This window comes from Ruegeria sp. YKSE079 (assembly GCF_059612845.1).
In genome coordinates, this window is sequence record NZ_JBXWRJ010000003.1 from 154,046 (window position 1) to 168,402 (window position 14,357).

The 14,357-nt window shown below is 62.4% G+C and carries 13 protein-coding genes; 4 read left to right on the forward strand and 9 right to left on the reverse strand.

The window, feature by feature from the left end; translation table 11 throughout:
* Positions 1–114: 114 nt before the first annotated feature.
* Together AC2FMY_RS03995 and AC2FMY_RS04000 are read left to right on the forward strand one after the other, a co-directional pair.
* Positions 115–1,134, forward strand: coding sequence for a hypothetical protein (locus AC2FMY_RS03995; protein ID WP_480747875.1), 1,020 nt, complete (start codon positions 115–117; stop codon positions 1,132–1,134).
* A gap of 179 nt (positions 1,135–1,313) precedes the next feature.
* On the forward strand, positions 1,314–2,480 hold the full coding sequence (locus tag AC2FMY_RS04000; protein ID WP_496807005.1) for an amidohydrolase family protein: 1,167 nt from the start codon (positions 1,314–1,316) through the stop codon (positions 2,478–2,480).
* A 2-nt stretch (positions 2,481–2,482) separates the two neighbouring features.
* Here the strand turns inward: AC2FMY_RS04000 and AC2FMY_RS04005 are convergent, their stop codons facing one another.
* The 9 genes from AC2FMY_RS04005 to AC2FMY_RS04045 form a co-directional block, all read right to left on the reverse strand.
* Positions 2,483–2,908: a MarR family winged helix-turn-helix transcriptional regulator gene (locus tag AC2FMY_RS04005; RefSeq protein WP_480747873.1), complete on the reverse strand. Its 426-nt coding sequence runs from the start codon at positions 2,906–2,908 to the stop codon at positions 2,483–2,485.
* A gap of 64 nt (positions 2,909–2,972) precedes the next feature.
* Complete coding sequence (locus tag AC2FMY_RS04010) at positions 2,973–3,554, reverse strand: amino acid synthesis family protein (RefSeq protein ID WP_480747872.1); 582 nt, start codon at positions 3,552–3,554, stop codon at positions 2,973–2,975.
* The gene (locus AC2FMY_RS04015) at positions 3,551–4,132 is read right to left on the reverse strand and encodes an amino acid synthesis family protein (protein ID WP_496807006.1); all 582 of its coding nucleotides are present in this window, start codon (positions 4,130–4,132) and stop codon (positions 3,551–3,553) included. Before AC2FMY_RS04015 ends, AC2FMY_RS04010 begins: the two co-directional genes overlap by 4 nt.
* A complete protein-coding gene (locus AC2FMY_RS04020; RefSeq protein WP_496807007.1) occupies positions 4,125–4,988 on the reverse strand; it encodes a UPF0280 family protein in 864 nt (287 codons plus the stop codon). The genes AC2FMY_RS04015 and AC2FMY_RS04020 overlap by 8 nt, the downstream gene beginning before the upstream one ends.
* Before the next feature lies 1 nt (position 4,989).
* Entirely contained in the window at positions 4,990–6,471 is a 1,482-nt protein-coding gene (locus tag AC2FMY_RS04025) for a 6-hydroxynicotinate reductase (RefSeq protein ID WP_496807008.1), read from the reverse strand.
* Complete coding sequence (locus tag AC2FMY_RS04030; RefSeq protein ID WP_496807036.1) at positions 6,461–9,211, reverse strand: molybdopterin-dependent oxidoreductase; 2,751 nt, start codon at positions 9,209–9,211, stop codon at positions 6,461–6,463. The genes AC2FMY_RS04025 and AC2FMY_RS04030 overlap by 11 nt, the downstream gene beginning before the upstream one ends.
* Complete coding sequence (locus AC2FMY_RS04035) at positions 9,195–10,037, reverse strand: FAD binding domain-containing protein (protein WP_496807009.1); 843 nt, start codon at positions 10,035–10,037, stop codon at positions 9,195–9,197. The genes AC2FMY_RS04030 and AC2FMY_RS04035 overlap by 17 nt, the downstream gene beginning before the upstream one ends.
* A gap of 93 nt (positions 10,038–10,130) precedes the next feature.
* Positions 10,131–11,984 (reverse strand): TPR end-of-group domain-containing protein, encoded by a 1,854-nt coding sequence (locus AC2FMY_RS04040; protein WP_496807010.1) that lies wholly within the window; start codon positions 11,982–11,984, stop codon positions 10,131–10,133.
* A 123-nt stretch (positions 11,985–12,107) separates the two neighbouring features.
* On the reverse strand, positions 12,108–12,626 hold the full coding sequence (locus AC2FMY_RS04045) for a hypothetical protein (protein WP_480747866.1): 519 nt from the start codon (positions 12,624–12,626) through the stop codon (positions 12,108–12,110).
* A 276-nt stretch (positions 12,627–12,902) separates the two neighbouring features.
* Between AC2FMY_RS04045 and AC2FMY_RS04050 the strand changes: the two genes are divergently transcribed.
* Entirely contained in the window at positions 12,903–13,325 is a 423-nt protein-coding gene (locus AC2FMY_RS04050) for a hypothetical protein (protein WP_480747865.1), read from the forward strand.
* 103 nt (positions 13,326–13,428) lie between these two features.
* On the forward strand, positions 13,429–14,310 hold the full coding sequence (locus AC2FMY_RS04055) for a LysR family transcriptional regulator (protein WP_480747864.1): 882 nt from the start codon (positions 13,429–13,431) through the stop codon (positions 14,308–14,310).
* Positions 14,311–14,357: the final 47 nt, after the last annotated feature.

Here is a 14,357-nt window from a genome sequence, read left to right on the forward strand (position 1 = left end):
CTTGGCACTGACGCAAACTGTTTGACGACAGCGATTGGAACCAAACCAATGCGCTCCGGGCAGATTTGTGCTAGATAGCCAAATGTGACTTTGGATCAGATTATGAGGTCGGCAGTGACCATCAGGCGAGTAAAGCCGCGCTATTTTTTCATAGCGTTGGTGCCGGTGTGCATCTTTTTGATCAACAAGCTGATCACTGGTCAGTTGATGGCCACCGATTTGAACGTGCCGTCAAATATCCTGCAGGATGACCGCCCCTGGCTGGAGGGAGTAGGGCGATTCAGATTCCTCGCCACTTCTTGGTTCTTCGCATCCCTCGCAGTGCTTGCCGTGTCAATACTGGTCCGCACTCTGGCGCGCCCGACAGCGAGAGAGACAAGGATTTTGGCCGCAGGAACGGTTTTCGTCATATTCTTGTTGGCCATCATTCCACCCATTCAGCAAAACATGTCGCCTGACACGCCACGGGCCTACTACCGCCTTGGCGCCGCGTTTTTCGAAACGGCCCTGTCGCGAGGCACGCTGCCAGCGTGTCTGGAACCGGATGACAAATGGTTGCTCGGGCGGTGTGGCGAAGTACCGGTCATTTCCTTGTTCAATCGCGTGTTGGACATAATAACCGCACTTGCCGGTCTTGCGGTGGGTGCTCTGATCGTTGGAATGATCCTGTGCCTCGACACCTGCGAGGCCGACGACCTGGAACAGGAGGCTGCGCGGCTGGCCAAAAACATGCTTCAGATGCGGCATCAGCTGTACCTGTCCAGTTTGGTACTGACGTTCGGAATGCTTTTTGCAACCAGTTGGATGCATTGGCCGCTTCCGATGGTCGCAGATTCACACAGGGCGGCCTACGGGTCGGTGGTGTTGGCCTCGTCGCTGTTCACCGGAACCTATTTTTCCTTGCTTCTTCTCAGTTTCTACTTGCCCGTGGCCCTGATCTTGGATGGCTGGGTCAAGACCCTGACCGATAAGGCGGACCATTGTTCCAAGAGCGGAGAACAGCTCGATTTCGACGCCTGGAAAACGTCGCATGGACTGAAAGTGGGACTCAGCGAGCACTTGCGTTCGGGCTTTGCTTTGACCGCGCCAATTGTTGCAGCCTTTGCGGGTGGGATTTTTCCGGTGTCTCTGTGAAGTCTGACTAACGGCAAGCTTGGGGGTGTTTCTTTTGCCGCTCGATGGCGCATCCAAGTTCGAGCTTTGGACAATTGTGCCGGACGTTTCGAGGTGCGCCAAATCAACACTATGCTTGACGCACGCCCCAAAACTATTGGTATGCTAACAAACACCGGCCTATCGCAAGGGAGGAAGCGATGTCTGCCAAACTCGTCATCAGGAACATTGGCCTTATCCTGTCCGGCAAGATGGAGCACCCGATCTATGACGGCGACTGCCTGATCGCGGTCGACGGCAAAATCGCCGATTGGGGGTATGAGGCCGATCTCGATACCGAAGGCGCGGATACCGAAATCGATGCACATGGCGTGACGCTTGCACCGGGTCTGATCGACAGTCATGTGCACCCGGTCGTGGGTGACTATACCCCGCGCCAGCAACAGCTTCACTGGATCGACTCGACGTTGCATGGCGGGGTGACAACGCTGATCTCGGCGGGCGAGGTGCATATGCCGGGTCGGCCCAAGGATATCGTTGGCCTCAAGGCGATGGCGATTGCCTCGCAGCGCTGGTACGAGAATTTTCGTCCCTCGGGTGTCAAGGTGCACGCGGGCGCGCCGGTGATTGAACACGGCATGGTCGAACAGGATTTCAAGGAGATGGCGGACGCCGGCGTCAAACTGTTGGGTGAGGTGGGTCTGGGCACCGTCAAGGACGGTAAGACCGCCAGACAGATGGTCGACTGGGCGCGGAAATACGGCATCCAGTCCACGATCCATACCGGGGGGCCGTCGATCCCCGGCTCAGGCCTGATCGACGCGGATATGGTGTTGGAGACCGGAACGGACGTGATCGGACACATCAATGGCGGGCATTCCGCGCTGCCGGATGATCAGATCATGTGTTTGTGTGAAAACTGTACTGCAGGTCTTGAGATTGTACACAACGGCAACGAACGTGCTGCTTTGCTCACGCTCAACACGGCGCGTGAACTCAGGCAGATGGACCGGATCATTCTGGGCACCGACGGTCCTGCCGGATCGGGCGTCCAGCCGTTGGGAATTCTGCGCATGGTGGCGATGCTGTCGTCATTGGGCGACGTTCCGGCCGAAATCGCTTTCTGCTTTGCCAATGGCAATACGGCCCGCCAGCGTGAGCTGGACACTGGGTTGATTGAACGCGGCTATTGTGCGGATTTCGTGCTGATGGATCAGGCGCAGCACGCGCCGGGCAAGACCATCCTTGAATCGGTTCAACTGGGCAATTTGCCCGGCGTGGGCATGACCATCATTGATGGTGTCGTCCGTTCAGAGCGCAGCCGCAATACGCCGCCGGCAACACGACTGCCGCAAATTTTAGCCTGATTTCAGGCGATCTTGCGCAGCAGCCTGTTGAGGCTTCGCTGCTCGGAGGCAGTGAGCGGGGCCAATGTTTCGGCGGTGATCCGGCGGCCCACTTTTTGCATCCGTTCAACCAGAGCCGCGCCAACTGGAGATAGCGAAATAAGTGTACGCCGTTTGTCGGCAGGGTCGGGTTCGGTAAGCGTCAGGCCCTTGTCGCGTAACCGGTCCACGACACCCTTGATCGTCGCAACATCCATGGCCGCCAGACGTCCAAGGTGGTTCTGCGAGCACTTGCCCTTTTCCGAGATCCGCACCAGCGCCGCGAACTGCGTGGCGGTCAGCCCCTCGATCGTGTGGGCCTGAAAGATCGCCGCGTGACGCTGACTGGCCAGGCGCAGCAAATAGCCGACCTGATCGTCCAGAACATATGCCGTGTCGTCTGTTGCCATTTCACTTCTGCACTGGGTGCCGCCGGGTTCAATTCGTGCCGGTTCCAATATTCTTTCTAACGGTTTAACGCAACCCGTCCTTGCCTTCGGCCTCGCCTGCCGTCAACCCGCCAACGCGGGGCAGGGGGCGGCCGCTGTCGGTGACGGCGACGGCCACCATGATTTCGTTGGCACGAGGGGCGTCGTTCAGCCGGACCTCGATACCGTCGAAATGACTGCGGACATAGGCGGCGTCCTTGTGGCCCAGCGGCACGTCCAGCACTTGGCCCGGGCTGCCCATCTTTTTGGAGGATGGCACCAGCGCCGCACCCTTTTCGACCTCCTTGCGCAGGGGCGCGCCAAGCTTGGGATGCAGGATCGCGGCGGCATGTTCCAGCTCGCCATTCTCGCCAACCATCGCAGATTTTCCATAACTTTCAGCCTGTTGCGGGGCAATCCCCAGCGCCTCGACACAGCGGCGGCCCAGCAGTTCACCCAGTTCCGCGCCGGTTTCGATCAACTCGCTCAGGTCTTCCACGTAACGCCCGGCAAAGGGGTTTTCGATCACCGCGACGGCGACAGCCTTGCGTGTTGGTGGATTGATACCGCGCCCGGATTCAATGTGGGTTTCTTCGACATTTACGGCAATTTTGCGGATTTTTGTCATCTCAATCCATCCTCTCCCTTGATCTGCCAGGCTTCCAGCCCGCCTGAGCGGGAATGAATGCGCGGGCCGGTTGTCATTACCAGCGCAAAAGCCATCTCGTCGGCGCGTGGGGCGTCGTTGCAGCCGACCTCCATACTGTCGAAATGGCTGCGCACATAGGCGGCGTTGATATGGGTGATCGGGACATCGAGTCTTGCGCCTAACCCACTGACTTTCTTGGAAGAAGGGACGATTGCGTTGGCTTTCCCAAGCAGCTGGCGCATTGCATAGCCGCCGGGGGCGTGCCAGAGCGCGCCGTGTTCCAACTCGCCACCTTCGCCGATCAGCGAACCCTTGCCGTATCCTTCGACATTCCCGGGCCCGCCCAGCATGTCGATCAGCTTTTGCGCCATTTGCAGTCCGAGGGGTTTGAGATCTTCCATAAATCCTTGAATATCAGCTACATAACGCCCCGCAAACGGGTTCCTGATGATCGCCAGAACCGAGGCGCGGCGCAGCGGTGTGTCCGAGGCCGGGCCACCTTCGTGATAGATTTCCTCCAATGAGGATACGGTTTTCCGCAATTCAACTTTATGCAATTTCCAGAACCTCCTGCCGGGTTGCCGAGACCATTCCACAACTGCCCACCAGACGGGACTGATCGCGCAGGGTCAGGTGTGCGGCGCGCAATTTGTCCGTTTTGTACATGGTTTCAGCCACCTGTTGTCCGTTTTGTACAGCCTGGCAGACCTCGTTTTCGCTCAAATCGCCGCAGCCTGCCACTACCAAACGGTCCCCCAGATCGCTGTCGTCCTGCACCTGACTGGCGGGAACCCGACGGATGGCCGGGTGACCGGGCAGGTCAACCGCGTTGGCGATGAGGGTCGCTGCGACATCCGCCGAGGCCGCGTTGCGGGCGAGGACGGTGACGCTGTCGGCGATGCCGAAGGAAAGGCTGCGCCCACCGAGGCCCGAGGTGGCGAGACCGCCAATGCCATCAGACGCGTGAACGGTGATGCGGCCAAGGTTGCGCCCGTGCAGATCCTGCATCGCCATCGAAAAGCGCTCGTCTCCGGCCAGATGTATGGCGATGTCGCCGCCATTGTTGACATAGGCGCGGCGCAGGTCGGCGGCGGACAGCATCGCGCCCAGTACTTCGTCGGCGACGGCCCCGGCGACCGCGGCCATGCGGGTGACAAAACGGGCGCAGTGGGGAAGGGTCGCGGAATGCATCCTGCGGGCGGTTGGCCCCGAGGGTCCGGGCCTGTCCGGTGTCATGGGCGCACGCAGTGTTTCCAGTTCGTCCACCAGTTCCTGAAGAATGGTGTCGAACCGGGCGCGGGCGGCATCAAAGGCGCGGTCGCGTTCGCCGTCCGCGCCGATGATCAGGTCGATGGGGCCGTGCTGCAGGTGCAGCCGGGTTCCGCAAGGGAGTATGGCGGCAACCGGCCCCATGTCAGCGCGCCCACCGGAAATGCTTGCGGTCGGTCGGGTCGGTGTGATGTTCGTCGGGCGGCAGGACGCGGGCGTTTTCGGAGACGACCTGAGCGACCGGTTTCACCTCGCCCATATGCCCGCCAAGTGCGGCATAGTCGCTGATCCGCATGGTGAATTCGATGGGCGCGACCAAAGCGGGTGTCGGCACATAGCCGAAGGATTGCGTCGGCATGTCCAGCACGTCGACCATCACGGTGATGCCGCCACCGGGCCAGACATAGCTTTCGGCGCCGCCGCAGGTGACAAAGGCCAGCGCGTCCTTGACCGACTTGGTCAGGCGCACCGGGTTTTCGGTGACGCCGGCGCGCAGCGACCCGCCCGCGCCCCCCATGAACAGAACCGAACAGACAGAGGGTTCGCAGTTTTCGGCAATCAGGTCGGCCGAAGCTTTCAGCCGGTCGGGGATTTGCACCGGTTGCGGGGTGAGCGTGTCGTCAAGCTCGAAATAGGCATATTGCTCGCCCGTGGTGGACACCATCAGCAGGCGCAGGCCGGGCCAGGCGACCTCGGGCTTGAACTCGCCCAGGATCACCAGCGGGTCGGTGATGTCGGTGCCGCCCCAGCCGGTGCCGGGCTCGGCCACCTGGAAATAGCGGCCCGGTGTCGAGCGACGACCCTTGATGCGGATGCCCGTGTGCGGCACGTCAAGCATCCGGCCTGCCTGATGTTCGCTGAGCACGCCGGTGATGTGATCGTCGACCACGACCACTTCGTCCACATGGCCCGTCCATTGCTTGGCGAACATGCCGATGGCGGCAGAACCGCAGCCGACGCGCATCAGCTTTTCCTCGACCCCGTTGATGATGGGGGCTTTGCCGGCCTGAATCACAACGGTGGTTTCATGACCCGGCTCGCCGATGACCATTTCCACCGCTTCGCGGTTGCAGAGCTTCAGGAGGGCATCGCAGGTCACGCGGCCCTCTTTCTTGGAGCCGCCGGTCAGGTGTTCGACTCCGCCCAGCGACAGCATCTTGGAGCCGTATTCGCTGGTCATCACATGGCCGATGGGTTCGCCGTCGACCCGCACCTCATCGCGTTCGTGGCCGATATGGCGGTCGGTGTCGATCTTCACCTTGACCCCGCAATAGGAGAAGATGCCTTCGGTCACCACGGTGACCATGTCGACGCCTTCGACCTGCTGGCTGACGATGAAAGGGGCGGGTTTGTAGTCGGGATAGGTGGTGCCCGCGCCCACGGCGGTGACAAAGGGGCGGTGACCCTGCAGGATGTCGCCATCCCAGTCGCCGGGGGTGCCGCCCTCCATGAAGGGCACCAGTTTCTGGTTGGTGTGTTCGATCACGGTCAGCGCGTCGAGGCGCACCAGCTCGCCGCCGTGGTTGGCATAGCGGTCGCAGGCGCCCGAACGCCCGTCGGCGATGTAGCAGAGTACCGGGCAGGCGTCGCAGCGGATTTTCTCGGGTTTGACGCGTTCAGTGGCCATTGGCGTGGTCTTTCAATGCTTCGCGCAGGCGCGATGGCGTGGCGGGCCCCTGATAGAGGCGCACCCCGCAGGCATCCTTGATCGCGTTCAGGATTGCGGGCGCGGTGGGGATCAGGGCGTGTTCGCCCAGCCCCTTGGCGCCATAGGGGCCGTGCGCGTCAGGTTCTTCGATGATCAGGGTTTCGACCGGGGGCATGTCGCCGATCGTGGGGATCAGGTAGTCGTGCAGGTTCTCGGTGCGGCCGGGAATGTATTCTTCCATCAGGGCCATGCCCAGACCCTGTGCGATGCCGCCTTCGACCTGGCCCTCGACCATCATCGGGTTGATGGCGCGGCCCACGTCATGCGCGGCGGTGAAGCGCAGAGGTTTGACGGTGCCCATTCGGGTGTCGACCTCGACCACCACCAGATGCGCGGCATAGCCGAACTGGGCATAGGGGATGCCCTGGCCGTTTTCGTCAAGCGGTTTGGTGGGCGGATCATAGGTCTCTTCGGCGCGCAGGACGTAACCTTGGGCATCGGCGGGCAGGGGGGCGAGATCGATCTCGTGGGTGCGGTCGCCGTCGGTGATCTGCAGGGTCGGGCCGGTGAGGGTCAGTTCTGCCTCGGGGCTGGCGTTGACGCGCGACAGGATCTCCGCGCGCAGGGCTTCGCCCGCCAGCTGCGCGGCCTTGCCGGTGACGTAGGTCTGGCGCGAGGCCGAGGTTTTGCCGGCGTCGGGCGTGACGTCGGTGTCGGGGCCGATCAGGGTCAGCTGCGTGGTGGGCAGGCCAAGTGCGGTGGCGAAGATCTGGGCGATGACGGTGTTTGCGCCCTGCCCGATATCGGCCGCGCCCTGGTGCAGAACCAGCGTGCCGTCGGCGCGGATGCCGCCCTTGATGGTCGAGGGGTTGGGCAGCGAGGTGTTGCCGCAGCCGTACCACCCGGCGGCGATGCCGACACCGCGTTTGAGGGTCCGGTTTTCCGCGTTGAAGGCGGTGGCCTGTTCGCGTTCGGTTTTCCACGCGGGCCGCAGCGCTTTTAGGCAGGGACGGATGCCGACGCCCTGATCGAAGACCTGACCGCAGATTGTCGGTACGCCGTTTTCCAGCGCGTTCGAGATGCGGAATTCCAGCCGGTCGATGCCCAGCCTGTCGGCCAGTTCGTCGAACAGGCTTTCCTGTGCCAGCGCCGATTGAGGAACCCCGAAGCCGCGGAAGGCGCCGGAGGGGGCGCAGTGGGTGTGGATGCCCTTGGCCTCGGCCCGGTAGTCGGTGAACCGGTAGGGGCCGGAGGCGTGGACAGGCACGCGGTTGGCGACGGTCGGCCCCCAGCTGGAATAGGCGCCGGTGTTGAAAAGACCGTCAAAGGTCATGCCGCACAGCTTGCCATCCTTGGTGGCGCCGATGCGCAGGCGCATGTCCGAGGGGTGGCGCTTGGTGGTCGATTGCATCGACTCGGTGCGGGAATAGGTCAGGCGCACCGGCTGGCCGGTCTTGAGGGCGGCGATGGCGAGATAGGGCTGCACCGAGATATCCAGCTTGGCCCCGAACCCGCCGCCGGTGGCGGTGGGAACGATGCGGATCTGGTCGCGCTCCATGGCGAGGATGTCGGCAAGGCTTTCGAGATCCATCACCGGGGCCTGGGTGCAGGCGTGGACATGCACGCGCCCGTCCACGACCTGGGCAAACCCGGCCTCGGGTTCGATATAGGCGTGTTCGACAAAACCCGAGCGGAAGCGGCCCTGGACCACGATATCGGCGCGGGCCAGCGCCGCCTCGGCATCGCCATGTTTGACGAAGCCCGAGGTCATGACATTGCCCGCGCGGTCAGGGTGCAGCAGGGGGGCGCCCCTGGCCATCGCCTCGGCCATGTCCGTGGTCGCGGGCAGTTCCGTCCACGTTACCGGGAAGCTGCGCGGATCGAAGGTGGCGATGGTGTCGGGTGTTCCGACGATGGCGGCCACGGCCTCGCCCCGGAACCGGGTCTCGCCGGTGGCGAATACGGGCTGGTCGACAAAGCCCGGAATGGTGCCGAAGAGGTTGCGCCCCGGCACATCCGCCGCCGTCAGCACCGCGGCGATGCCCGGAGTGGCGGCAAAGGCGTCGAGGTCGCCAAATTCGAAGGCGTCACGGTGATGGGGAGAGCGGATCACGTACAGTTCGAGCGTGCCCGCCGGGGCCACATCGTCGCCGAAGGCTTCGGTGCCCGCGACCTTGGGCAGCCCGTCGAGGCGGGGGATGGCCGCGCCGATATGGTCGTCGTGGTATTCGCGCCTGATCGGCTCACGATAGGTCTGCACCACCGCATCGATGATCTTGCGATAGCCGGTGCAGCGGCACAGGACGCCGCCGAGCGCATCCTTGACCTCGTTCTCTTCCGGTCGCAGGTCGCGGCGCAGAAGGGCGGTGGCCGAGACCAGCATGCCGGGTGTGCAGATACCGCACTGCGCCGCGCCGTGGGCGTGGAAGCTGTCGGCAAGGCGCTGGGTTACCGGCTCGTTCCGGGTCAGGCCGGTGAGGGTTTCGACCGTTTGTCCCGCCGCCTGATGCGTGGGCGTGAGGCAGGCACAGACGGCCTCGCCATCGACAAGCACGGTGCAGGCCCCGCAATCGCCGGCGTTGCAGCCGATCTTGACGTCGCGTGCCGACAGGCGTTCGCGCAGTGTCTCGGACAGGCGTTCCCCCAGTCGGGGGCGCACGGCAACGGATTCGCCGTTCAGCCTGAACTGGATCAGTGCGTCATCAACCCGACCGTCCATCGGAACCTCCGGCCTTGTGAATTGCGCGCAGGATCTGTTCGGCCACCGCATCCGCGCGATAGGCTGCGCTGCCGCGGATGTCGTCGATCGGGGTGAGCGGGGCGAGGTGGGTGTCGCGCACATCCACCTCGGCAATCGTCTTGCCGGTCAATTCCTGTTCCAGCGCGGTCAGGCGCTGCGCCACGGGCGAGCAGGCGCCGACCGCGATGCGGGCCTCGGCAATCCTGTTGTCGTCATCCAGCGCGATCAGGGCCGCGGTCATGGTGATCGAGATCACCAGATAGCGCCGCGCGCCCAGCTTTTCGAAACTGCCGGTGGCGTTGTCGGGCGGGGCGGGGATCAGCACCGCCGTCACCATCTCGCCCGGTTCGAGCGCGGTTGCGCGGACACCGGTGATGAAGTCGGACAGGGGCAGGCTGCGGGTCGCCCGGATCGAGGTGATCTCGACCTGCGCGTCGAGCGTCAGCAGGGGTGGCACGCCGTCGGCGGCAGGTGAAGCGTTGCAGAGGTTGCCCGCGACGGTTCCGGCGTTCTGAATCTGGATGCTGCCCACCTCGCGCGCGGCCGCCTGCAGGCCGGCAAAGGCGGGGGGCAGTTGCAAGCGGGTGATATCGCTCCACCGTGTGGCCGCGCCGATGCGCCAGTGGCCATCTTCGCGCCGGATGCCGCGCAGGCCCCCGATGCGGGTGATGTCGAGAAGGTCGGTCTGCAACGCGCCCTGCGGCTTGGACGGATAGAAATCGGTGCCGCCCGCAACGATTCTGGCCCCGCCAGCGGCCAGGGCATCAAGTGCTTCGCTAAGTTCAGTCGGTGCGAGATACCTCAAACAGCCGCCCCTCCCCGGATGCCCATTCTTGTTTGTGTACGAATGATATTGAAGGATTGCGATTCGAGTCAATGATGTGCGGGCTGCCGCCCGTCACGTTTGTGCGGGCGGGCGGCTCATCCGTGCGCGCCATATCTTCATCAGGTCGTCGAACCGGGGGTCCTGGCGCAGGGGGGCCAGATCGGGGTCTTCGGTGGCCCATTTCATCATCCGGATCGGCCGGCCCTCCATGATCGATTTCCTGAGATACGCGAGGGCGTTGTCGCGATCCCCGAGCATCGAATAAGCGCAGGCGATGTTGTAGGTCGAGCGCGGATCGGCGGGGGCGACATCAACGGCCTTTTGCAGCCAGTCCAGCGCCCTGTCGCGATCACCGAGATGGATCAGGGCGAACGCGCCGATATAGGCGGCGTGCACATTGCGGTCGTCATATTCGAACAGCCTGCTGGCGATCGAGAAAGTCTCGTGCGCGAGGGTCAGCATTCTGTCCCTGTGGCCAAGTTCCTTCCACAGGGTCATCAGCATCATCTTGGATTGCAGATCGTCGCCCCGCACCCTGGCGGCCTTGTGGAACAGGTCTGCCGCGGCCTCGAAATCATTGTGGACCACATGGAACATGCCGAAGTTCCAGAATGCCTCGTACAGCATGGGGTCGATTTCAAGCGCGGTGTTGAATTCGCGGATTGCGCCAGCGGCGTCGTCCTTGAGCATCAACACGAAGGCGAGTGAAGCGTGGGCCTCGGCCATGCCCGGCGCGACCTCGAGCGCGCGGCGGCTGTTGGCTTCGGCGGTATCGAGCATCTCGGGTTCGGACGAGTAGAAATGGTAATAGGTCGCGTCGCAGTCGGACAGGCCGGTCAGCGCGATTGCATAGCCGGGGTCCAGCTCTACCGCCCTGAGGAACAGCTTGCGGGCATTTTCGAGGTTGTCACGGCTCATGCTGTGCATCAGTTGCCGACCCTGAAGATAGCAGTCATAGGCCTGAAGGTTGCGCGTGGGCACGCGTTCGATGGCCTTTTTCTCTTTCGGGGCGATGACGATTTTCAGGGCGTCGACGATGTTGCGGGTGATTTCGTCCTGCACCTCGAACACGTCGGTGAGGTCGCGGTCATAGCGTTCGGCCCACAAATGGCCGCCGGTCTGGCCGTCGATCAACTGGGCCGTCACCCGCACCCGGTTGCCCGACTTGCGAACGCTGCCTTCGAGGATGAACATCGCGTCCAGATCGGAGCTGATCTGGCGGACGTTCACCGACTGGCCCTTGTAGGCAAAGGTCGAGTTGCGGGCGACGACGAACAATCGCGAGATCCTGGACAGGTCGGTGATGATGTCCTCGGCGATGCCGTCCGAAAAATATTCCTGTTCGGTATCGCCGCTCATGTTCGAAAACGGCAGCACTGCGATGGAGTAGCGTTCGGGGGTGGCGGGCGCAGTGGAGTGCGGCGCGGGTGATCCGGAGGCGATCTGGAACACATGAACCGGCTTGGCGATGTTTTTCAGCTGTTTCAGCCCCAGGTCGCGGAAGGCGCAGTCGACCTTGCCGACAACCATATCGTGGGCGGGACCCGAAAGGTAGATGCTGCCCGGTTCCGACAGGCTTTCCAGCCGGGCCGCAACATTGACCCCGTCGCCATAGATGTCGTCGCCATCGACGATCACATCGCCGAGGTTGATGCCGATGCGCAGGGCGAACGCGTCGTCGATGAGCGACAGGGTCTGCTGGATCGCCAGCGCGCATTCCACCGCGTCCACGACCGAGGTGAACTCGGCGAGAAATCCGTCGCCCACGAGTTTGACGATGCGACCGTTGCGGCGGGTGATCTGGGGGTCGAAATGGTCGGCATGATGCTGCTTGAGCGCGGCAAGCGTTCCGGCCTCGTCCGAGGCCATCAGGGCGGAAAACCCCACCACATCCGCAATCATGATCGCTGCAAGCCGGCGCGTCACCTTGTTTCCCCCTTCTTCGTACGATCATACGACGTCCGCGGAAGGGGCGGAACTGCTTATCTGAGCGCCGGTTCGTCGTTTAGCGAGGAAAGCCGTGCTGGCGGATCTCGGCGGATCATCGGTTTAAAACCGGCGCTCGGTATCGCGCGTCAGGGTATAGGTCTGGCGCCAGATCTTTTCGAACAGCGGCAGGGATCGGGTGCGATAGACCTCGTTTGCCTGCAGGTCTTGCCCGGATTTGAGCAGGTCGGCGACCAGCAGGCACAACGCTATAGCCTCTTCCAGATCCAGGATGATGGGCTGGAGTTGGGAGGCGAATTCCGGTGAAAACTCACCGCGCCGGATGCGGGCCTTCAACTGGTTCAGATCGGCCTGAACGATTTGTCTGGGAACGCCGGACAGCGAATCCAGTTCCGATCCTTCCTTGGTCACGGGTGTGACCCAGCCGCCATGCACCGCAATGAGCGCCTGGGATTGCAGGTGGTACAGGTGGCGCGAGTCGTGTTCGAGTTTGACGATGGTCCTGTATTGCAACAGAAGATCGGCATCCGGATCGGTCTTGTTGGCGGTGTTGTTGGCCCAGGCAGAAGACAGGAACAGGGTCAGGACCGTTATTGCCGAAAGAAAACACCTGCGCGTCATCGATTACCCCCTCGATTGCGGCCATCCTATCATTTTCGGGCATTTTTTGCCATTTCTCAGCGATTTGGGTCGGCGCGGCCGAATATGCCGGGACTTGGAGGTTTTTCAGAAACATTGGTTGGTAGGGCTTGGTGTTCTCATGGGCCGCTCAGCCAGACTGCGCATGATAGCAACGCCGGGTTTCCGTGTTAGAGTCGGCGGAACTTCGCAGATGCCCGTGCCCTGAATTGTCCGGATTTCACGTATATGATAGCGAAACGATATCGGGACGGCGCAATGTCGGCAATCAGTCTGCCTTGTGCCCGCCCCCAAAGAATAAAAGCACAAACCGAAGGTTCGGGTGTTTCGACCACAGTTCTGACAGGCGGTATCAAAACTGTCTGGCAATGGTTCCTGAGTAAGATTTTACCGACGCGGTCGACGTTCCTGCCTTTGTCCCTGATCGCAGCAGTGTCTTATGGCAAGGGATCGCAAAAGATGTTGATGGCACGTCAGCTGGCGGATGTCGAAGACCTGTATCGGCGGGAACGGGAGTTGCGCCTGATCTTTGTCTCGCAACAACGCGACCCCCTTTTGCTGGGCCTTATGATTGCAATGTGGGGCATGCTCGGGCTCATTGTCCTGCGTATTGCCGACTATCATTTTTCGGTGCTGGCCAAAGCCGCGTTTCTTTGGGAATTCATCCTGTCGATTTGTTAGGCCTCGGACAGGTATCGTGTTCTGCCGGAGCCACTGCGAGGGCTTACACTTGGTGCGTCGGGCGGTATGTTGATGTACCCGCACTTTGGACCAAGGACCGCTCATGATCGAATTGCGAGACCTGCAACTGCTGAGTGCCCTTGCGCGGCATCGCCATTTTGCCAAGGCGGCCGAGGAATGCGGGATCTCTCAGCCCGCGTTCTCGATGCGCATCCGCAATCTGGAGGAGCGGCTGGGCATCACCATCGTGCGCCGGGCCAACCGGTTTCAGGGTCTGACCGACGAGGGTGAGATGATCGTGCGCCGGGCGCGGCGCATTCTGGGCGACACCAAGGCGCTGGAACAGGAGGTCGCGTCGATCCGGGGCGAGATTTCCGGTTCGTTGATTTTGGGCGTGATCCCGACGGCGCTGGCTTTTACCGGGCGGCTGGTGCGGCGGCTGCATCAGGCGCATCCAAAGATCGTGGCGCGGATCGACTCGATGTCCTCGACCGCGATCCAGCAGGGGCTGGACGAGGGGACAATCGATGCGGGCATCACCTATGGCGACAGCATCGGCACCGATCTGCGCCATGTGCAGCCGCTTTACGAGGAAAGCTATGTGCTGTTGGTGCCAGCGCATATGACCGACGAAACCGGGCCGATCCCGTGGGCGCGGGTGGCCGAGTTTCCGCTGTGCCTGCTGGAACCGCAGATGCAGAACCGTCGCATCCTCGACCGGATTTTTGCCGAGCTGGGCCTGCATCCGCGCGTGGTGGCCGAGACCAGCGGCTTTACCGCCGCCATGGTCATGGCGCGCGAGGGGCTGGCGGCGGCGGTGGTACCGCGCGTGCTGATCCGGGCGCTGGGCGACCCGGAGGGCACAAAGGTGCTGCCGCTGGTCGAACCCGAGGTGTCGAAACCGATCTGTCTGGCAACGCTGGAACGCGATCCGGAACTGCCGACGGTGGCGGCGCTGCGGCGGGTGGTGACCTCTTTACGGTGATAATTTGTCGTTATCGTGCGATTGAGATTTGCGATTTGACGATATGA

Bases quoted from the DNA above. Each gene is read 5' to 3' on its own strand.
- AC2FMY_RS04010 (WP_480747872.1), bottom strand. From the start codon at position 3,554: ATGACAAAAATCCGCAAAATTGCCGTAAATGTCGAAGAAACCCACATT.
- AC2FMY_RS04050 (WP_480747865.1), top strand. From the start codon at position 12,903: ATGTCGGCAATCAGTCTGCCTTGTGCCCGCCCCCAAAGAATAAAAGCA.
- AC2FMY_RS04045 (WP_480747866.1), bottom strand. From the start codon at position 12,626: ATGACGCGCAGGTGTTTTCTTTCGGCAATAACGGTCCTGACCCTGTTC.
- AC2FMY_RS04000 (WP_496807005.1), top strand. From the start codon at position 1,314: ATGTCTGCCAAACTCGTCATCAGGAACATTGGCCTTATCCTGTCCGGC.
- AC2FMY_RS04020 (WP_496807007.1), bottom strand. From the start codon at position 4,988: ATGGGGCCGGTTGCCGCCATACTCCCTTGCGGAACCCGGCTGCACCTG.
- AC2FMY_RS04055 (WP_480747864.1), top strand. From the start codon at position 13,429: ATGATCGAATTGCGAGACCTGCAACTGCTGAGTGCCCTTGCGCGGCAT.
- AC2FMY_RS04030 (WP_496807036.1), bottom strand. From the start codon at position 9,211: ATGGACGGTCGGGTTGATGACGCACTGATCCAGTTCAGGCTGAACGGC.
- AC2FMY_RS04005 (WP_480747873.1), bottom strand. From the start codon at position 2,908: ATGGCAACAGACGACACGGCATATGTTCTGGACGATCAGGTCGGCTAT.
- AC2FMY_RS04025 (WP_496807008.1), bottom strand. From the start codon at position 6,471: ATGGCCACTGAACGCGTCAAACCCGAGAAAATCCGCTGCGACGCCTGC.